We start from the raw sequence: 18,939 nt of genomic DNA on the forward strand, positions 1-18,939 counted from the left end.
ATCAGGCCCGCGATTCGACCCCTAGCTCATCCCACACCGACTCGGCCAGGTGGAAGGTCGCGTTGGCCGCCGGTATCCCGCAGTAGATCGCGCTCTGCATGATCACTTCCTTGATCTCGTCCCGGGTCACGCCATTGTTGGCCGCGGCACGCAGGTGCAACTTGAGTTCCTCGTTGCGGTTCATGCCGATCAGCATGGCGATGGTGATCAGGCTGCGGGTATGCCGCGCCAGGCCCGGGCGGGTCCAGATATCGCCCCAGGCGTGGCGGGTGATCATCTCCTGGAACTCGCCGTTGAAGTCGTTGAGCTTCTCCAGGCTGCGGTCCACGTGGGCATCGCCAAGCACGGCACGGCGCACCTGCATGCCGGCTTCGTAGCGTTGTTTCTCGTCCATGCCGCGATCCTCAGCGAGCCAGCAGGAAGTCGAGCACACGGCGGCTGAACGGCGCGCCGATCTCGACGTTGGACAGGTGCGCGGCCGGGAACTCGGCATACTCGGCGCCGAGGATCCCCGCCTGCATGAAACGGCCATGCTCTGGCGTGGTGACCACGTCCTCGGTACCGGCAACGACCAAGGTCGGTACCTGGATACGGTTCAGTTGCTCGCGATAGTCGGCATCACGCACCGCGGCGCAGTTGGCCGCGTAGCCTTCGGGGGCGGTCTGCGCCAGCATGTGGCAGATGCGCTGGGCCTGCTCCGGCTCGGCCTGGGCGAAACCGGGCGTGAACCAACGGGCGATGGAGGCATCGCGCAGGTCGACCATGGCCTGGCGCCCGCCCTTGAGCACGGTGTCGATACGGGTGTTCCACACCTCGTCGTTGGCGATCCTCGCGGCGGTATTGCACAGGGTCAGGCTCAGCAGGCGGCTGCTGGCGTTGATGCCCAGCCACTGGCCGATCAGCCCGCCCATCGACAGCCCGACGAAATGCGCCTTGTGGATGTCCAGAGCATCGAGCAGGGCCAACACGTCGCGCCCCAGTTGCTCGATGCTGTACGGCCCCTCGGTCACCAGCGAACCGCCATGGCCACGGGTGTCGTAGCGCAACACGCGAAAATGCTCGCTCCAGGCCGGGATCTGGGTATCCCACATGTGCAGGTCGGTCCCCAGCGAGTTGGACAACACCAGCACCGGGGCATGCGCCGGGCCGTCGAGTTGGTAATGCAGTACGCCATCGGCCAGTTGCAAATGCGCCACAGCGGTCTCCTTCAGGCAGTGAAACGTTGGTGTTCAGCCACGGCGCGTGCCACCCAGACGCGGGCCTGGCCGAGGTAATGGGCAGGGTCGAGCAAACGGTCGAGCGCTTCGGCAGACAACTGCGCAGTGACCTGCGCATCGTCGCCGAGCACGGCGCGCAGGTGGCGCTGTTCGGCCACGGCACGCTGGCAGCATTGTTCCAGCAAGTGATGGGCATGGTCGCGCCCCAGGCGTTGGGCCAGGACGATGCTAACCGCCTCGGCCAGCACCAGGCCCTGGGTAAGGTCGAGGTTGCGGCGCATGCGCGCGGCATCCACCTCCATGCCCTCGACGATCGACTGGGCCTGGTGCAGGGCGCCAGAGACCAGGCAGCAGATTTCCGGCAGGGTTTCCCACTCGGCATGCCACAGGCCCAGGCTGCGCTCGTGCTCCTGGGGCATGGCCGTCAGCAAGGTGGCGACGAGGCCCGGCACACGGGTGGCGGCACCGATCAGCACCGCCGCCCCCACCGGGTTGCGCTTGTGCGGCATGGTCGAGGAACCGCCCTTGCCCGGTGCCGCCGGCTCGAACAGCTCCCCCGCCTCGGTCTGCATCAAGAGGCTGACGTCACGGCCGAACTTGCCCAGGCTGCCGGCGACCATCCCCAGCACCGTGGCGAACTCCACCAGGCGGTCACGCTGGGTGTGCCAGGGCTGCTCGGGCAGGGCCAGCGCCAGTTGCCCGGCCAATGCCTCGGCCACCGGCAAGGCCTTGCTGCCCAATGCCGCGAGCGTGCCGGAAGCACCGCCGAACTGCAGGCACAGCAAGCGCGGGCGCAGCGCCTGCAGGCGTTGGCGATGACGGGTCACCGCCCCCAGCATGCCGGCCAGCTTCATGCCCAGGGTCACTGGCGTGGCATGCTGCAACCAGGTGCGCCCCACCAACGGCGTGTCGGCGTGCTGCAGGGCCTGGCGGGCCAGGCTGTCGGCCAGCCTGGCCAGGTCCGCTTCGATCAATGCCAGGGCGTTACGCAGTTGCAGGACCAGCCCCGTGTCCATGGCGTCCTGGCTGGTGGCCCCCAGGTGCACGTAGCGCTCGGCCTCGGGCACGCCACTGGCGACCACCTTGCCCAACGCCTTGACCAGCGGGATCGCCGAGTTGCCGGCGATGGCGATGGCCTCGGCCAGGGCACGAGGGTCGTAGCGCTCCGCCTGGCAGGCGGCCTCGATGGCCGCCACCGCGCTGTGCGGCACCAGCCCGACGGCCGCTTCGGCGCGGGCCAGGGCTGCCTCGAAGTCGAGCATGCCCTGCAGGCGGCCACGGTCGGAGAAGATCTCGCGCATGGCCGGCGCGGTGAAGTAGGCGTCGAACAGCTGGTTGCTCATGAAGCGTCCTCAATGATCGTGGTGCAGGTACGCCGCCTGCTTCGGCAGGCGCAGGCTGAACAGGAAGGCCACGGCCATCATGGCCGTCACGTACCAGTAGAAGGTGTTCTCCATGCCCAGGGTTTTCAAGCCCAGGGCCACATATTCGGCCGAGCCGCCGAACACTGCGTTGGCCACGGCATAAGCCAGCCCCACTCCCAGGGCACGCACCTGCGGCGGGAACATCTCGGCCTTCACCAGGCCGCTGATGGAGGTATAGAAACTGACGATGCACAACGCCAGGGTCACCAGCACGAAGGCCATGATCGGGCTGGTCACGGTCTTCAGCGCCATCAGCAGCGGCACGGTGAACAACGTACCCAGGGCGCCGAACAGCAGCATGGAATTACGCCGGCCGATACGGTCGGAGAGCATGCCGAAGAAGGGCTGCATGCACATGTACAGGAACAGCGCACCGGTCATCACGAAGCTGGCATTCTTGGCATGCATGCCGGCCGTATTGACCAGGTACTTCTGCATGTAGGTGGTGAAGGTGTAGAAGATCAGCGAACCACCGGCCGTGTAGCCGAGCACCGTGACGAAGGCCGCGGCGTGGTTGCGAAACAGCCCGCCGATGGACCCGGCGTCCTTGTCCTGTCGGGTTTCGGCGCTGCTGGTTTCCTTCAGCGAACGGCGCAGCATCAGCGAGATCAGCGCGGCGACGGCGCCGACCACGAAGGGAATGCGCCAACCCCAGGCACGCAGTTCGTCCTCGCTGAGCATTTGCTGCAGGATCACCACCACCAGCACCGCCAGCAACTGGCCACCGATCAGGGTCACGTACTGGAACGAGGCGAAGAAACCGCGCTGCCCGCGCAAGGCCACCTCGCTCATGTAGGTCGCGGTGGTGCCATACTCGCCCCCCACCGACAGCCCCTGCACCAGCCGCGCGAACAGCAGCAGGGCCGGCGCCCAGGTACCGATGCTGGCATAGGTCGGCAGGCAAGCGATGAGCAGCGAACCGGCGCACATCATCAGCACCGAGATCATCAACGAATTCTTGCGCCCGTGGCGGTCGGCCAGGCGGCCGAAGATCCAGCCACCGATGGGCCGCATCAGGAACCCGGCGGCGAACACGCCGGCGGTATTGAGCAGTTGCACGGTGGGGTCGTCGGAGGGGAAGAAGGCCGGGGCGAAGTAGATCGCGCAGAAGGCGTAGACATAGAAGTCGAACCATTCCACCAGGTTGCCCGAAGAGGCACCGACGATGGCGAAGATCCGCTTACTGCGCTCTTCGCCGGTGTAATAGGCTGAGGTCATGGCGTTTCACTCCTGGAGGGTCACTGCCTAGTCTAGACACACTTAGTAACACTCTCGTTCCGCTATCACCTAGGCAGTACCCGTGGGGCCTGGCAGAGCGCTGAATCTGGGGGCTGCCTTGCAGCTCCCAGACAGGTATCGGAGCGGGCCCGACACCACGCGGTCAGACCCGCTCGATGGCCAGCGCCAGCCCTTGGCCAACGCCCACGCACATGGTCGCCAGGCCCTTGCGCCCGCCGCTCTTCTCCAGTTGATGCAGCGCCGTCAGCACCAGCCGGGCGCCGCTCATGCCCAGCGGGTGGCCGAGGGCGATGGCGCCGCCATTGGGGTTGACCTGCGGCGCGTCGTCCGCCACGCCCAGCTCGCGCAGCACCGCCAGGCCCTGGCTGGCGAAGGCTTCGTTGAGTTCGATGACATCGAAGTCCGACACCGCCAGGCCAAGACGCTCGGTCAGCTTGCGCACCGCCGGCACCGGGCCGATGCCCATCACCCGAGGCGCCACGCCACCACTGGCCATGCCCAGCACGCGCGCGCGCGGGGTCAGCCCATGCTGTTTCACCGCCTCGGCGCAGGCCAGGATCAGCGCGGCGGCACCGTCGTTGACACCCGAGGCATTGCCGGCGGTGACGGTCTTGTCCGGGCCGTTGACCGGCTTGAGCCTGGCCAGGGCTTCCAGGGTGGTTTCCGGGCGCAGGTGCTCGTCCTGCTCGACGACGGTCTCGCCCTTGCGGTGGACGATACGCACCGGGACGATCTCTTCGGCGAAGAAGCCTGCCGCCTGGGCCGCGGCGGCCTTCTGCTGGCTGCGCAGGGCGAAGGCGTCCTGGTCGGCACGGGACACCTGGTAGTCATCGGCCACGTTGTCGGCGGTCTCGGGCATGGCATCCACGCCGTACTGGGCCTTCATCAGTGGGTTGACGAAGCGCCAGCCGATGGTGGTGTCCTCGAGCTTCATGTTGCGCGACCAGGCATTCTCGGCCTTGCCCATGACGAACGGCGCCCGCGACATCGACTCGACGCCGCCCGCGATGGCCAGCTCCATCTCGCCGCTGGCGATGGCGCGAAAGGCGGTGCCGACGGCATCCATGCCCGAGGCGCACAAACGATTGAGGGTCACGCCCGGGACGCTCTGCGGCAGCCCGGCCAGCAGCAGGGCCATGCGTGCCACGTTGCGGTTGTCCTCGCCGGCCTGGTTGGCGCAGCCGAGGAATACTTCGTCGAGCTGCGACCAATCGACCTGCGGGTTGCGTTCGACCAGCGCCTTGAGCGGCACTGCGGCCAGGTCGTCGGCGCGCACGCCGGCCAGGGCGCCGCCGAAGCGGCCGATGGGGGTGCGAATGGCATCGCAGATGAAGACGTCGCGCATCAGGCTTCTCCTGCCTTCTGGCCGTGGGCGGCGGCGGTACGGGCTTCCAGGTCACGCAGGGCCGACAGCTCGACCTCGGAAGGTTCGGCGGTGGTCTGCACGTTCTCGGCGAAACGGATCGGCCAGCCGGTGGCGGCGACGATCTGCTCGCGGGTCACACCCGGGTGGATCGAAGTGACCACGAACTCGTGGGTACCGGCTTCCGGCTCCATGATGCACAGGTCGGTGATGATGCCGACCGGGCCGTCACCCGGCAGGCCCAGGCGCTTGCGCGAATCGCCGCCCTCGCCGTGGCCGACCGAGGTGATGAAGTCCAGCTTGTCGACGAAGGCCCGCTGCGACTGCTTGAGGATGATCAGCACCTGCTTGGCGGAACCGGCGATCTCCGGCGCACCGCCGGCGCCCGGCAGGCGGGTCTTCGGTGCGTGGTAGTCACCGACCACCGTGGTGTTGATGTTGCCGAAGCGGTCGACCTGGGCCGCGCCGAGGAAACCGACATCGATACGCCCGCCCTGCAGCCAGTAGCGGAAGATCTCGCCGGTGGGTACCACGGTGTCGGCGGTCTCGGCCAGCTCGCCATCGCCGATGGACAGCGGCAGCACACTGGGCTTGGCACCGATCGGGCCGGATTCGTAGATCAGCACCACATCCGGCGACGAGGTCAGGCGCGCCAGGTTGGCGGCCTTGGACGGCAGGCCGATGCCGACGAAGCAGACAGCGCCGTTGCGCAGGCGACGGGCAGCGGCGACGGTCATCATTTCGGAAGTGGAATAGCTCATTGCGCAGCCTCCGCGGTGCTGGCCAGCTTGGCCTTGAATTCGTTGAAGTCGGCGGTGCCACGGATGTAGGTATCGATCCAGGCGGTGAACGACTCACGGTTGCGGGCGATCGGGTCCCAGGCCTGGTAGAAGCGGTTGTCGCGCTCGTAGTAGCCATGGGCGTAGGACGGATGGGCGCCACCGGGCACCAGGCAGACCGCGCTGATCGCCCAGGTCGGCAGGACGCAGGCGTTCATCGGCGCCTGCAGGTCGTCGACGATCTCCTCGACGGTGACGATGCAGCGCTTGGCTGCAAGAGCAGCTTCCTTCTGCACGCCCAGGATGCCCCACAGCAGCACGTTGCCCTTGCGGTCGGCCTTCTGCGCGTGGATCACGGTGACGTCTGGCCGTACCGACGGCACGGCGGCGAGCACTTCGCCAGTGAACGGGCAGGTGACGCTCTTGATCAGGGGGTTGACCTTCGGCAGGTCGGAGCCGGCGTAGGCGCGCAGCACTGCGAACGGCAGGCCCGAGGCACCGGCGACGTAGGCGTTGGCCAGGTCGGCGTGACTGTGCTCCTCGATCTCGATCGCGTGGGGCCAGTGTTTCTCCACCGCATCGCGCAGGCGGTGCAGCGAGCCGACACCTGGGTTGCCGCCCCAGGAGAAGATCAACTTGCGGGCGCAACCGGCACCGATCAGCTGGTCGTAGATCAGGTCCGGGGTCATGCGCACCAGGGTCAACTCCCGCTTGCCCTGGCGAATGATCTCGTGGCCGGCGGCGGTCGGGATCAGGTGGGTGAAGCCTTCGAGGGCGACGGTATCGCCATCCTGGATGAATTGCTTCACGGCGTCGTGAAGCGGGAGGATTGCAGCCATGTGGAGACTCCTGGTCAGGGTGCTACGTTGAGCTCAGATTAAGGAGGCTGGCGGGTCGCTTACAATCCGATAATCGCACTTTAGTTCGATTATCGAACAATTTGTTGCTCTACTATTTAGTATTCGCGCGATCGACAGAAGCCCGTAGGGCGCGGATAGCTGATGGCTGATGCCCCTGAAATCAGGTCGCGTCAGCGTGACTCACCCTCCCTTTCACGATCACCCCCACCGTCGCCAGCGCCGCCGGTACCAGCAGCGCCGTCAGCACCTGCTCGAAATTCCACCCCAACCCCAGCAGCGTCGCACCGCTCCAAGCCCCCAGGATCGCGCCGAAACGGCCAATGCCGAGCATCCAGGACACCCCGGTGGCTCGCCCTTGGGTCGGGTAGAACCGCGCCGCCAGCGATGGCATGGCCGATTGCGCACCGTTCACGCACATACCGGCGATCAGCACCAGGGTGGCAAGCAAGGTGATGTTGCCCAGGCTCTGCCCCACCGCGTAGGCGAACACCCCGGCCAGCAAGTAGAAGATGCCGATGACCTTGTGCGGGTCGAAGCGGTCCATGGCCCAGCCCACCGCCACCGCGCTGAGTACCCCGCCGAACTGGAACAGCGCCCCGATGAACGCCGCCTGCTCCAGGCTGGCGCCGCTGTCGCGCATCAGGGTCGGCAGCCAGCTGGTCAGCAGGTAGACGATCACCAGGCCCATGAAGTAGGTCAACCACAGCAGCACGGTGCCCAGGCCATAGCTACCGGAGAAGATCACCGCAAAGACATTGCGCGCCGCCACCACCTTCTGCTCCGGCACGCTGAAACTGGCAGCCTGGGCCACCACGCCTGGCGCGATAGGCGCCAGGGTCTTGCGTACCCGGTCATTGCCCCGGTTGCGTACCACCAAAAAGCGCGCCGACTCCGGCAGCCAGGCCATCAGCACCAGGGCCAGCAGCAACGGCAGCACGCCACCGATCACCAGCAGGCTGTGCCACCCATAGGCTGGGATCAGCTTGGCGGAAATGAAGCCCCCACCGGCCATCCCCAGGTTGAAACCGCAGAACATGCTGGTCACCAGCAGCGACTTGAGCCGCTCAGGGGTGTATTCGGACAGCAGCGTGGTGGCATTGGGCATGCCGGCGCCCAGCCCCAGGCCGGTCAGGAAGCGCAGCACCAGCAGTTGGTCGACATTGCTGGCGTAGGCCGAGGCCAGGCTGAAGCCGCCGAAAACCAGTACCGCCCCCACCAGCACGCCCTTGCGCCCGAAGCGGTCGGCCAACGGCCCGGAACCCAGGGCGCCGAATACCATGCCGATCAGCGCGGCGCTCATCACCGGGCCCAGGCTGGCGCGGTCGATCCCCCATTCCTGGGACAGGGCCGGGGCGATGAAGCCCATGGCAGCGGTGTCCAGGCCATCGAGGAAAACGATCAGGAAACACAGGATCACTACCCGCCACTGGTAGCGGGACAGTGGCTGGCCGTTGATGAACGACTGGACGTCGAGGCAATTTCCGACAGCGGTTTGCGGGTTGTTCATTGTTCTTGTCCGGAAAATGGGCGCAGGCAGGCCACTGCACGCGAGAACGGCGCAGGGAACGGCGATGGGACGTGGAACGGCTGGCGATCAGCCGGAAGATGGCCATGCTGCAAGCGGGTGCGGCCGCGGCAGCGAGGGGGCAGTGGTCATGGATGCGCCTCGGGTGTTGTTATTGTCCGGTCGGCAGGGCCGACCGCTGCGAGAGACATTAATCAGCGCCTGGGGCCTGCGCAATTCGCTGGAGGCGAGACTGTGCGTTTATCGAACAGGAAACACGGGGATCTGTTCGAAATGCGTTACCCATGGGGCTGCTCTGCAGCCCCAGATGCTTCAACACTGCCTATCAACCAAAAAGCTGATGGCACAGGTCGCGGCTAGCCGCCAACAGGATCGGCAGGAAGCGCTGCTCCAGTTCACTGCGGCTGACCCGGCCGACGTGGGTGCTGACATTGAGCGCAGCCAGCACCTGCCCCGAGGCGTCGTAGATCGGTACGGCGATCGAACGCAAGCCCTGCTCCAGTTCCTGATCGACCACGCACCAGCCCTGGGCGCGTACCTGCTGGATGCAGGCGAACAGCGAGTCGGTGTCATGCAGGGTGCGGCTGGTACGGGCCTTGAGGTCGGCACGCTCCAGGTATTCCCGCAGGCTGGCGTCGTCCAGCGCGGCCAGCAGGATCCGTCCCATGGACGTGCAGTAGGCCGGCAGGCGCCCCCCCACCGACAAATCGACCGAGATCAACCGCTCCACCGTGGCCGAACGGGCAATGTAGAGAATGTCGTCCCCCTCGAGGGTCGCCATGTTGGCCGCTTCGTGCAATTGATCGCTGATACGGTCCAGGTACGGCTGCGCAGACACCGCCAGGGGCGTGGACGACAGGTAGGCGTGGCCGAGGGTCAGCACCTTGGGCAACAGCGAGTAGGTCCGCCCGTCAGTGGTGGCATAGCCCAGCTTGATCAATGTATGCAGGCACCGACGTACCGCCGCCCGGGGGATCTCGGTGCGATGGCTGATCTGGGCGATGGTCAGGTGGCGCTTGCGCTCCTGGAACGCCTGGATGACCGCCAGGCCCCGGGCCAGGGAGGTCATGAAGTCCGGGTCGCCAGTGAACGCCTGGATACGCTTGGCCGGCGACGCCACGATCGGCGGGGCCAACGCGGGGGCGGTGGGGCGCGCAGGTTCCTGGTTTTCGCGATCCGTGGCCTGGGTGTCTTCGCTCATGGCTAACCTCAAAAAATCCGTCGTTCGTGCGATTATCGAACCAACGGCCGATAATCGCAATTGACCGCCGACACTTTTGCTTATACCTTTCTCCTGCCACATGTGGCTTCTTTGGAGAGACTGGTCAGGTACCCACCGTAGAAGTCCCCAGGCACGGCCTCGCTACCCGCGAGGCCGTTTTTCATTCCCCTTCTATTTCGAACGAACTTTCGGCAGACCTGCGCCTCCAACTTCATGAGGCAGAAACGGAACATGCCGACGGTCACAAGAGCAACTTCCAACTGTTTGCCCGTTATCGATAAAGAACGGTAGCCATTGACTTGCCGATTGCTATAATCGAACCCGCTGGCCCGGTCCGATCATTCGGCGCGGCCCACCCCGTCGCCCCATCGAGTTACCGCCAGCAAGCCAGGTGCAAGGCTCAAGGCCTATTTCCATTTTACGAGCCATGCACCGCATGGATACTGTCGCTGCAACAGCCTGTTCGCTCTGGCGACGCAGCCGCATGCGTAACTTCGCATGACGTGGCCAGGGCAAAAACTTCAACAGAGTCGGGTATTACTGTGACGAAAGAAGAACTGCGCGCGGAACTCGAGCGCCAGGCTGAACGTTACCAAGAAGTCTACGGTGGCGAAGTCACCACCTATGCCGCGCAACCGGAACCGGAACGCAAACCGTGGCGCAAGCGCGCCACCGTCCAGGATCAGGTCTTTGCCCAGGAACTGGAAAAAATGGAAAAGGAACTGCGCAGCGAGCAGTCCTGAGCCCCCTCCCGTTCCAGTGGCCTGTAGTGGCCAGCTCGCACTGGGCCTCGGCACCAGCGGCCTCCTGCCTCTGGTGCGGGCCGATCTTTACCGTAACGCCATGGATGAAATGGAATTACACAAATTTCATACGGCCGTTTGATTTTTTGCCAGCTCGCCAAGTTTTCACTTTTTCGATGATTTTCAACGACTTTCAAGCATATTAAGCGCCGCTAACCTTTGTTGGCGCCCCACCTCGCCCACTTCGCCCTCTGCTTCGAAGACGCCATCGGTCAGTCGCAGGTGCATCGATTGCCAAGGTTTTCTGGCATAATCGCGCCCCCCTAAGACCGCCAGAAAACCTTCATGATCGATTTATTCAGCGGATTGGATGCCTGGGTACTGGTGAGCCTGCTGCTCGCCCTGACCTTCGTGCTCGCATTCGAGTTCATCAATGGCTTTCATGACACCGCCAACGCGGTAGCTACCGTCATCTATACCAAAGCCATGCCACCACACCTGGCCGTATTCTTCTCCGGCGTGTTCAACTTTCTCGGGGTTCTGCTGGGCGGTGTCGGGGTGGCCTATGCCATCGTCCACCTGCTACCGGTCGAGCTGCTGATCAATGTGAACACCGGGCACGGCCTGGCCATGGTCTTCTCCTTGCTGGCCGCGGCCATCACCTGGAACCTGGGCACCTGGTATTTCGGCATCCCCGCGTCCAGCTCCCATACCCTGATCGGCTCGATCCTCGGCGTGGGCCTGGCCAACGCCCTGATCAACGAGATCCCGCTGGGCGACGGCGTCAACTGGCAGAAGGCGATCGACATCGCCCTGTCGCTGGTGGTCTCGCCCATGGCCGGCTTCGCCGTGGCGGCCCTGGTGCTGATCGGCCTGAAGTGGTGGCGCCCGCTGTCGAAAATGCACAAGACCCCGGAGCAGCGCCGCAAGCTCGACGACAAGAAGCACCCGCCCTTCTGGAACCGCCTGGTGCTGGTGATCTCGGCCATGGGCGTGAGCTTCGTGCATGGCTCCAACGACGGCCAGAAAGGTATCGGCCTGATCATGCTGGTGCTGATCGGTATCGTCCCGGCGAAATTCGTCCTCGACCTGAACAGCACCACCTACCAGATCGAGCGTACCCGCGATGCCACCTTGCACCTGAGCCAGTTCTACCAGCGCAATGCCGCCACCCTGGGCGAGTACCTGGCACTGGGCAAGGCCATCCCGAGCGACCTGCCGGAGCAGTTCAGCTGCAACCCGCAGCAGACCGAGCCGACCATTGCCGCCCTGCAATCGTCGCTGGCAGGCGTGACCGACTACCGTGCCCTGAGCGCGGAGAAGCGTGTCGAGGTACGTCGCTACCTGCTCTGCCTGGACGACACGGCGAAGAAGGTCGGCAAGCTGCCTGGCCTGGATGCCCGTGAAAAGGCCGACCTGGACAAGCTGCGCAAGGACCTGACCGCCACCACCGAATATGCCCCGTTCTGGGTGATCGTGGCCGTCGCCCTGGCGCTGGGCCTGGGTACCATGGTGGGTTGGAAGCGCGTGGTACTGACCGTCGGCGAGAAGATCGGCAAGCAGGGCATGACCTATGCCCAGGGCATGTCGGCACAGATCACCGCCGCTTGCGCCATCGGCATGGCCAACGTGTTCAGCCTGCCGGTATCGACCACCCACGTACTGTCCTCGGGCGTGGCCGGTACCATGGTGGCCAACAAGAGCGGCCTGCAAGGCGGCACGGTGAAGACCATCCTGCTGGCCTGGGTACTGACCCTGCCGGCCTCCATGGGCCTGGCCGCGGGCTTGTTCTGGCTGGCGTCGAAGTCGATCAGCTGAACCGATCGCTGGCGCAGGAAAGGCGCCCCAAGGGCAATGCCGGTCAGTTAAGACTTTCAATTGTCATTTGGGGCGGCTTCGCGCCCCATCGCCGGCAAGCCGGCGATGGGGGGTTAGCTCAACGTCGTTTGCCCCCCAGCAGCGACCCCATCAGCCCCCGCACCAATTGCCTGCCCAGCTGGTTGGCCGCCTGCCGCACCGCCGACTTGATCGCCTGCCCCACCGCGCTTTGCAAAAACTCTCCCGCCTTGTCGGCGAAACTGTCCTCGTCAGCCTTGGGCTGCGGCACCGGCTCCACCGGTTCGCCCTTGCGTGCCATGAGCATTTCATAAGCCGACTCGCGATCGATCGGCTTGTCGTAACGCCCGGCCAACGGCGAGGCGGCGACCAAGGCACTGCGTTCGGCCGCGCTCAATGGCCCGATCCGCGACTGCGGCGGCGCCACCAGTACCCGCTGGACCTGTTCCGGCGTTCCCTTGTCCTGCAAGGTGCCCACCAGCGCCTCGCCGATACCGAGTTCGGTCAACACGCTCAAGGTATCGAACGCCGGATTGGGGCGGAAACCATCGGCCACGGCCCGGAGCGACTTCTGCTCCTTGGCGGTGAAGGCGCGCAGGCCATGCTGGATGCGCAAGCCCAACTGCGCCAATACCGCATCCGGCAGGTCGCCCGGCGACTGGGTGACGAAGTACACGCCTACCCCCTTGGAACGAATCAGCCGCACGACCTGCTCGAGGCGGTCTTGCAATGCCTTGGGGGTGTCGTTGAACAGCAGGTGCGCCTCGTCGAAGAACAGCGCCAGCACCGGCTTGTCGGCATCGCCCCGCTCGGGCAACTGTTCGAACAGCTCCGCCAGCAACCACAGCAGGAACGTGGCATACACCTTCGGCGCCTCGTGCACCAGGCGGCTGGCATCGAGCAGGTGGATGCGCCCACGGCCGTCGCTGTCCGGACGCAACAGGTCTTCCAGTTGTAGGGCCGGCTCGCCGAACAGCGCCTCGGCGCCCTGCTGCTCCAGGGTCGCCAAGCGGCGCAGCAAGGCCTGGGTGGAAGCGCTGGTCATCAGTGCGCTGTCTTCGCCCAGCAATTGGGGGTTGTCCTTCAGGTGCGCCAGCAAGGCCTTGAGGTCCTTCAGGTCCAGCAACAGCAGGCCCTCGCGGTCGGCCACCTTGAAGGCGGCATACAGCGCGGCCTGCTGGCTGTCGCTCAACTCGAGCAAATTGCCCAGTAACAGCGGGCCCATTTCGCTGAGCGTGGTGCGCAACGGATGGCCGGACTCGCCGGCGATATCCCACAAGGTGACCGGATAAGCCTGCGGGCGATGCGCCAGCCAGGGCATCCCGGCGATGCGCTCGGCCACCTTGCCCTGTGGCGTGCCGGCGGCACCGAGGCCACACAGGTCACCCTTGACGTCGGCGGCGAACACCGCCACACCTGCATCGCTGAAGATCTCGGCCAGGTGCTGCAGGGTCACCGTCTTGCCTGTACCGGTGGCACCGGCCACCAGGCCATGGCGGTTGGCCAGGCGCATGGGCTGGCCCACAGGCTGGCCGTCCGGGCCTGCTCCTACAACTATTTGCGAAGAATCTGACATCTTCTTTCTACCTCTCCTCAAGCTTTGCCGCCTATCGGCCGATATCCCATCGTGATTTCCCCCTGAAAGACAGGAACAACCCGAAAAGGACCCCGGTGATTGTTGCACTGTTTTCCAAGCTGCCTTCGTGCGAACGACCCGATAAAACCTTAGCGGACCCGATACGCCATGAACAAAAGCCTTCGCTTCAGCCACAAGATCCTCTTGGCGGCCTCGCTGATCGTGATACTCGCGTTCAGCCTGTTCACCCTTTACAACGATTACCTCCAGCGTAATGCGATTCGCGAGGACCTGGAGAACTATCTGGCTGAAATGGGCGAGTCCACCTCGACCAACATCCGCAACCTGTTCGAAGGCCGTATCAAGCTGGTGGAGAACCTGGCCCAGAACATTGCCCAGGATCCCGCCAACGCCGAAACCCTGATGGGCCAGAATGCCCTGATCTCAAGCTTCCTCACGGTCTACCTGGGCAAGGTCGACGGCGGCTTCAGCGTGCGTCCCGACGCGCCGATGCCCGACGGCTACGACCCGCGCGTACGCCCCTGGTACAAGGACGGCATGAACGCCAGCGGCGCGATCCTCACCGAACCCTACATCGACCTGACCACCAACAAGATGGTCATCGGCATCCTCAGCAAGGTGTCCAGCAGCGTCGGCGTGGTTGGCGGCGACCTGACCCTCGATGGCCTGGTGGAGATCATCAACTCGCTGGACTTCGGCGGCATGGGCTACGCCTTCCTGGTCAACGACCAAGGCAAGATCCTGGTCCACCCGGACAAGGCGCTGGTGATGAAATCGCTGTCGGACCTGTTCCCGCAGAACACGCCGAAACTCTCCAACGACCTGACCGAGGTCCGCTCCGACGGCCAGGACCGCCTGCTGACCTTCACCCCGATCAAAGGCCTGCCTTCGGCCAACTGGTACATCGGCCTGTCGGTGGACAAGGACAAGGCCTTCTCCATGCTCAGCAGCTTCCGCACCTCGGCGGTGATCGCTACCCTGGTCGCGGTGGTCATCATCATCGCCCTGCTCGGCCTGCTGATCCGTGTATTGATGCAACCGCTGCACGCCATGACCCGGGCCATGGAAGACATCGCCCAAGGCGAAGGCGACCTGACCAAGCGCCTGCAGATCCACCAGCATGACGAGTTCGGCATCCTCGGCAGTGCCTTCAACCGCTTCGTCGAACGCATCCACAGCTCGATCCGCGAAGTGTCCTCGGCCACCGAGCAGGTCAACGAAGTGGCCCTGCGGGTGATCAGCGCCTCCAACTCGTCGATGGCCAATTCCGACGAGCAGTCCAACCGCACCAACAGCGTCGCCGCGGCCATCAACGAGCTGGGCGCCGCGGCCCAGGAGATCGCCGGCAACGCCGCCCAGGCCTCGCAACACGCCACCTCGGCGCGCCTGCTGGCCGAGGAAGGCCAGCAGGTGGTGGAACGCAACATCGAAGCGATGAACCGCCTGTCGGACCTGATCGTCACCTCCAGCGCCCACATCGAGACGCTCAACAACAAGACGGTGAATATCGGCCAGATCCTCGAGGTGATCACCAGCATTTCCCAGCAGACCAACCTGCTGGCGCTCAATGCGGCGATCGAGGCGGCACGTGCCGGCGAGGCCGGCCGTGGTTTCGCCGTGGTCGCCGACGAGGTGCGCAACCTCGCCCACCGCACCCAGGAGTCGGCGCAGCAGGTGCAGAGCATGATCGAGGAGCTGCAGGTCGGTGCCCGCGAGTCGGTCGAGACCATGGACCAGAGCCAGCGCCACAGCCACGACAGCATGGCGATCGCCAACCAGGCCGGCGAGCGCCTGGGCAGCGTGACCCAGCGCATCGGCGAGATCGACGGCATGAACCAGTCGGTGGCCACCGCCACCGAGGAGCAGACCGCCGTGGTCGACTCGATCAACATGGATATCAACGAGATCAACATGCTCAACCAGGAAGGCGTCGAGAACCTGCAGGCCACCCTGCGCGCCTGCGCCGACCTCGAACAGCAGGCCACCCGCCTCAAGCACCTGGTCGGCAGCTTCAGGATCTAGCGGCAAGCAAAAGCAAAAGCAGGGGTGTGCACACTCCTGCTTTTTCTTGCCGCTTGAAGCTTGCTGCTCACAGCCGTCCCCGATCGAACAAACTATCCTTCAGGAAGGTCAACCTTTAGGCGCGTCATCGCCGGCCCATAGCGGCCGGATGACAGACCCGAAGACGATCCCGGAGGGATGCTGATCGTGCACATCGCTGACATCACCATGTTCTACGCCCCGGCCAGCGGCGGCGTACGTACCTATCTTGATGCCAAACACCGCCGACTCGACGCCAAGACCGGCGTCCGCCACAGCCTCTTGATCCCCGGCCCCAGCGCCAGCCACGCCGATGGCATCTACCAGGTGCCGGCGCCTCCCCTGCCTTTTGGCAACGGCTACCGCTTCCCGGTACGCCTGGCCCCCTGGTGCAACGTGCTGCGCCGCCTGCAGCCCGACCTGATCGAAGTGGGCGACCCCTACCTCACCGCCTGGGCGGCCCTGGAAGCACGGCGCAAGCTCGACGTGCCGGTGATCGGTTTCTACCATTCCGACCTGCCGCTGCTGGTCAGCAACCGCATGGGCAACTGGTTCACGCCCAATGTCGAGGCCTACGTCAGCAAGCTGTACGGCAATTTCGACCGGGTCCTGGCACCGAGCCAGGTGATGGCCGACAAGCTGCGCCGGCTGGGGGTCAGGGATGTGCACGTGCAACGCCTGGGCGTCGACCTGGCCACCTTCAACCCCGAGCATCGCGACCCACACCTGCGTACCGAACTGGGCATTCCCGACACCACCCGCCTGCTGGTGTTCGCCGGCCGCGGCTCGCGAGAGAAGAACCTGCCGGTGCTGCTCGACTGCATGCGCCACCTGGGGCGCCACTACCACCTGCTGCTGGCGGGCTCGAACATGCCAACCAATGTGCCGGACAACGTCAGCGTGATCGACGCGTTCTGCCCGCCCGAGGAGGTCGCGCGGCTGTTCGCCAGCGCCGATCTGCTGGTGCATGCCGGCGACCAGGAGACCTTCGGCCTGGTGATCCTCGAAGCCATGGCCAGCGCCACGCCCGTGGTGGCCGTGCGCGCCGGCGCCTTCGGCGAGATCGTCAACGAGCAGTGCGGCCGGCTGTGCCGCCCCAACGACGGCCAGGCCATGGCGCAGGCCGTGCGCGAGACCTTCGAGGCCGGCGTGCGCCAGCTCGGCGCCCAGGCCCGCCGCCACGTGGAGCAGCACTACTCCTGGGACACCGTGGTCAACGGCCTGCTGGAGCACTACCAGGCGGTCCTTGGCCACCTGCCGCAGGTCCGCGCCCATGCCTGAGGCCACCTCGCCACGCAGCCTGATGCTGGTGCTGCACGACGTCGCGCCTGAGACCTGGCCCGACTACCAGCCCTTCGTCCAAGCCATCGACGCCCTCGGCAATGTGCCCATGACCTGGCTGGTGGTCCCGGACTTCCACCACCGCAACGCCCTGGGCCGCTCGCCGACCTTCTGCCGCCTGCTCGAACGCCGCCTGGCACAAGGCGACGAACTGGCCCTGCATGGCTACTACCATGCCGACGACGGCCCGCCGCCACGCAGCCCCGGGGAGTACTTCATGCGCCGGATCTACACCCATGAAGGTGAATTCTACGGACTCGACGAAGGCGAGGCCTTGCAGCGCCTGGAGGCCGGCCTGGCGCTGTTCGGCCGCCAGGGTTGGCCGGTGGCAGGCTTCGTCGCGCCCGCCTGGCTGATGAGCGAAGGCACACGCCAGGCCCTGCGCCGCCTGCCCTTGCGCTATACCAGCACACCGCAGCACCTGTACCGCCTGCCGACATTCACTGCCATCGAGGCGCCGGGCCTGGTGTGGAGTGCCCGCAGCCCCTGGCGCCGCGGCTTGTCGAGGATGCTCTGCGACTGGCAATGCCGGCGCTGGCGCCAGGCCAGCACCCTGCGCCTGGGCCTGCACCCGGTGGACATGCGTCATCGCGCGTCCCGCGACTACTGGCTGCACACCCTGCTGGCGCTACGGGCGCAAGGCCGCGAGCCACTGACCAAGTCCGCCTGGCTGGACCGCCAGGCCAGGGCATGAACCGCCTGGGCTGGCTGGGCCTGGCACTGCTGTTGGCGGTGCTGGTCCCGGCCCTGCTCGGTGGCAGCGACCTGCTGCCCCGGCTGAAAACCTTCGCCCCCGGCCTGATGCTGATGCTGCTGGGCATGATCTTGCTGTGCTGGGTCATCAACGCCCTGCGTCTGCGCCTGCTGCTCGGCCAGCAAGGTACGCGGCTCGGGCGAGTGCGCAGCCTGGGTGTAGTCATGGCCACCGAGTTCGCCATCTGCACCACCCCAGGCGGTAGCGGCGGGCCCCTCACCCTCATGGCCCTGCTGGCCCGCGAACGCATCGGCCCGGCGCGCAGCGGCGCGGTCTTCGCCATGGACCAGTTGAACGACCTGGTGTTCTTCTTTTGCGCCATGCTGGCGATCGCCGGCTACGCCCTGTTCCACAGCCTGGGGCACAGCCAGGAAAGCATGCTGCTCGGCAGCGCGTCGCTGCTGTGCGTGGTGCTGGCTGGGGTGCTCGGGCTGCTGCGCTACCGGCGCCGGGTGATGCGCCTCAACGGCCGCCTACTGCGCCGGCTGGGCATGTCACGCCTGCGGCGGCGGCGCTGGGCGCGCAAGCTGCTGCATTTCAGCCATGCCCTGGCCGACACCTGGCGTCTGCCCAAGCGCACCCTGGCCCTGGTGTTCACCCTGACCTGCGCGCACTGGAGCCTGCGCTACAGCGTGCTGTACCTGGTGTTGAGGGGGTTGGGCGTAGAGCTGTCGTGGATACCGAGCTTCCTGGTGCAGATGCTGTCGCTCAGCGCCGGCCAGTTCAGCCTGCTGCCTGGTGGCGCCGGGGCCGCCGAGCTGACCTCGGCGAGCCTGCTGGCGCCGCTGGTGGGCAGTTCGACGGCGGCGGCGGCGATCCTGATCTGGCGCGCCGTCACCTATTACTTCTACCTGATCGCCGGTGGGCCGGTGTTCGTCTGCCTGCTGGCGCGTCCACTGCTGGAGCGCTGGCGTCGCCAGGCAGATTGAGCTGGCGCCAGAGTTCGGCGGCACCGGCGAAATCGGTGCCGGCATCGTCGCCCAGGGCGTCGAGATCGAA

Annotated in this window: 16 protein-coding genes and 1 pseudogene; 7 read left to right on the forward strand and 10 right to left on the reverse strand. The window is 65.7% G+C overall.

Translation table 11 applies throughout. From position 1 onward, the window contains the following. Nucleotide 1: 1 nt before the first annotated feature. The 9 genes from pcaC to pcaR form a co-directional block, all read right to left on the reverse strand. On the reverse strand, nucleotides 2-394 hold the full coding sequence (pcaC, locus tag ACDI39_RS11640; protein WP_225788033.1) for a 4-carboxymuconolactone decarboxylase: 393 nt from the start codon (nucleotides 392-394) through the stop codon (nucleotides 2-4). A gap of 10 nt (nucleotides 395-404) precedes the next feature. Next, nucleotides 405-1,196: a 3-oxoadipate enol-lactonase gene (pcaD, locus tag ACDI39_RS11645; RefSeq protein ID WP_225788032.1), complete on the reverse strand. Its 792-nt coding sequence runs from the start codon at nucleotides 1,194-1,196 to the stop codon at nucleotides 405-407. Nucleotides 1,197-1,207: 11 nt separating this feature from the next. Beyond that, on the reverse strand, nucleotides 1,208-2,560 hold the full coding sequence (locus ACDI39_RS11650) for a 3-carboxy-cis,cis-muconate cycloisomerase (RefSeq protein ID WP_225788031.1): 1,353 nt from the start codon (nucleotides 2,558-2,560) through the stop codon (nucleotides 1,208-1,210). A 9-nt stretch (nucleotides 2,561-2,569) separates the two neighbouring features. After that, complete coding sequence (locus tag ACDI39_RS11655; RefSeq protein WP_225788030.1) at nucleotides 2,570-3,859, reverse strand: MFS family transporter; 1,290 nt, start codon at nucleotides 3,857-3,859, stop codon at nucleotides 2,570-2,572. Nucleotides 3,860-4,022: 163 nt separating this feature from the next. Beyond that, nucleotides 4,023-5,228, reverse strand: coding sequence for a 3-oxoadipyl-CoA thiolase (gene pcaF / locus ACDI39_RS11660; protein WP_225788186.1), 1,206 nt, complete (start codon nucleotides 5,226-5,228; stop codon nucleotides 4,023-4,025). Further along, nucleotides 5,225-6,004 carry a CoA-transferase subunit beta gene (locus ACDI39_RS11665; RefSeq protein ID WP_253080366.1) on the reverse strand — a complete coding sequence of 260 codons (780 nt, stop codon included), beginning with the start codon at nucleotides 6,002-6,004 and terminating at the stop codon, nucleotides 5,225-5,227. Before ACDI39_RS11665 ends, pcaF begins: the two co-directional genes overlap by 4 nt. After that, nucleotides 6,001-6,861, reverse strand: coding sequence for a CoA transferase subunit A (locus ACDI39_RS11670; protein WP_225788028.1), 861 nt, complete (start codon nucleotides 6,859-6,861; stop codon nucleotides 6,001-6,003). Before ACDI39_RS11670 ends, ACDI39_RS11665 begins: the two co-directional genes overlap by 4 nt. A gap of 181 nt (nucleotides 6,862-7,042) precedes the next feature. After that, nucleotides 7,043-8,389: a 4-hydroxybenzoate transporter PcaK gene (gene pcaK, locus ACDI39_RS11675; protein ID WP_225788027.1), complete on the reverse strand. Its 1,347-nt coding sequence runs from the start codon at nucleotides 8,387-8,389 to the stop codon at nucleotides 7,043-7,045. A gap of 343 nt (nucleotides 8,390-8,732) precedes the next feature. After that, entirely contained in the window at nucleotides 8,733-9,608 is an 876-nt protein-coding gene (gene pcaR, locus ACDI39_RS11680) for a pca regulon transcriptional regulator PcaR (protein WP_486538715.1), read from the reverse strand. A gap of 563 nt (nucleotides 9,609-10,171) precedes the next feature. On the opposite strand from pcaR, the gene ACDI39_RS11685 reads away from it, so the two are divergent. Both ACDI39_RS11685 and ACDI39_RS11690 read left to right on the forward strand, forming a co-directional pair. Further along, nucleotides 10,172-10,372, forward strand: a complete 201-nt coding sequence (locus ACDI39_RS11685; RefSeq protein WP_225788025.1) for a hypothetical protein — start codon at nucleotides 10,172-10,174, stop codon at nucleotides 10,370-10,372. Between the two features lie 345 nt (nucleotides 10,373-10,717). Continuing rightward, nucleotides 10,718-12,190 (forward strand): inorganic phosphate transporter, encoded by a 1,473-nt coding sequence (locus ACDI39_RS11690; RefSeq protein ID WP_225788024.1) that lies wholly within the window; start codon nucleotides 10,718-10,720, stop codon nucleotides 12,188-12,190. A 118-nt stretch (nucleotides 12,191-12,308) separates the two neighbouring features. On the opposite strand, the gene ACDI39_RS11695 is transcribed toward ACDI39_RS11690, so the two are convergent. Continuing rightward, entirely contained in the window at nucleotides 12,309-13,784 is a 1,476-nt protein-coding gene (locus ACDI39_RS11695; protein WP_486538718.1) for a helicase HerA-like domain-containing protein, read from the reverse strand. A gap of 312 nt (nucleotides 13,785-14,096) precedes the next feature. On the opposite strand from ACDI39_RS11695, the pseudogene ACDI39_RS11700 reads away from it, so the two are divergent. The 5 genes and pseudogenes from ACDI39_RS11700 to gpgF all read left to right on the forward strand — a co-directional run. Continuing rightward, nucleotides 14,097-14,921 (forward strand): annotated as a pseudogene (locus tag ACDI39_RS11700) (cache domain-containing protein); the annotation flags it as partial. A gap of 141 nt (nucleotides 14,922-15,062) precedes the next feature. Next, nucleotides 15,063-15,827 carry a methyl-accepting chemotaxis protein gene (locus ACDI39_RS11705; protein ID WP_410046035.1) on the forward strand — a complete coding sequence of 255 codons (765 nt, stop codon included), beginning with the start codon at nucleotides 15,063-15,065 and terminating at the stop codon, nucleotides 15,825-15,827. Nucleotides 15,828-16,004: 177 nt separating this feature from the next. After that, on the forward strand, nucleotides 16,005-17,126 hold the full coding sequence (gene gpgS / locus ACDI39_RS11710) for an N-acetylglucosaminyl phosphatidylglycerol synthase (RefSeq protein WP_253091127.1): 1,122 nt from the start codon (nucleotides 16,005-16,007) through the stop codon (nucleotides 17,124-17,126). After that, nucleotides 17,119-17,880 (forward strand): N-acetylglucosaminyl phosphatidylglycerol deacetylase, encoded by a 762-nt coding sequence (gene gpgD / locus ACDI39_RS11715; protein WP_225788020.1) that lies wholly within the window; start codon nucleotides 17,119-17,121, stop codon nucleotides 17,878-17,880. Before gpgS ends, gpgD begins: the two co-directional genes overlap by 8 nt. After that, entirely contained in the window at nucleotides 17,877-18,869 is a 993-nt protein-coding gene (gpgF, locus tag ACDI39_RS11720) for a glucosaminyl phosphatidylglycerol flippase (protein ID WP_225788019.1), read from the forward strand. The genes gpgD and gpgF overlap by 4 nt, the downstream gene beginning before the upstream one ends. The last annotated feature ends 70 nt before the right edge of the window (nucleotides 18,870-18,939 follow it).

The organism is Pseudomonas sp. Tun-23181 (assembly GCF_057415455.1).

What these genes read in the sequence shown, in the direction of transcription:
- pcaC (WP_225788033.1), bottom strand. Translation starts at nt 394, where the DNA reads ATGGACGAGAAACAACGCTACGAAGCCGGCATGCAGGTGCGCCGTGCC.
- ACDI39_RS11650 (WP_225788031.1), bottom strand. Translation starts at nt 2,560, where the DNA reads ATGAGCAACCAGCTGTTCGACGCCTACTTCACCGCGCCGGCCATGCGC.
- ACDI39_RS11655 (WP_225788030.1), bottom strand. Translation starts at nt 3,859, where the DNA reads ATGACCTCAGCCTATTACACCGGCGAAGAGCGCAGTAAGCGGATCTTC.
- ACDI39_RS11665 (WP_253080366.1), bottom strand. Translation starts at nt 6,004, where the DNA reads ATGAGCTATTCCACTTCCGAAATGATGACCGTCGCCGCTGCCCGTCGC.
- ACDI39_RS11670 (WP_225788028.1), bottom strand. Translation starts at nt 6,861, where the DNA reads ATGGCTGCAATCCTCCCGCTTCACGACGCCGTGAAGCAATTCATCCAG.
- pcaK (WP_225788027.1), bottom strand. Translation starts at nt 8,389, where the DNA reads ATGAACAACCCGCAAACCGCTGTCGGAAATTGCCTCGACGTCCAGTCG.
- pcaR (WP_486538715.1), bottom strand. Translation starts at nt 9,608, where the DNA reads ATGAGCGAAGACACCCAGGCCACGGATCGCGAAAACCAGGAACCTGCG.
- ACDI39_RS11690 (WP_225788024.1), top strand. Translation starts at nt 10,718, where the DNA reads ATGATCGATTTATTCAGCGGATTGGATGCCTGGGTACTGGTGAGCCTG.
- ACDI39_RS11695 (WP_486538718.1), bottom strand. Translation starts at nt 13,784, where the DNA reads ATGTCAGATTCTTCGCAAATAGTTGTAGGAGCAGGCCCGGACGGCCAG.
- ACDI39_RS11705 (WP_410046035.1), top strand. Translation starts at nt 15,063, where the DNA reads ATGGCCAATTCCGACGAGCAGTCCAACCGCACCAACAGCGTCGCCGCG.
- gpgS (WP_253091127.1), top strand. Translation starts at nt 16,005, where the DNA reads ATGCTGATCGTGCACATCGCTGACATCACCATGTTCTACGCCCCGGCC.
- gpgD (WP_225788020.1), top strand. Translation starts at nt 17,119, where the DNA reads ATGCCTGAGGCCACCTCGCCACGCAGCCTGATGCTGGTGCTGCACGAC.
- gpgF (WP_225788019.1), top strand. Translation starts at nt 17,877, where the DNA reads ATGAACCGCCTGGGCTGGCTGGGCCTGGCACTGCTGTTGGCGGTGCTG.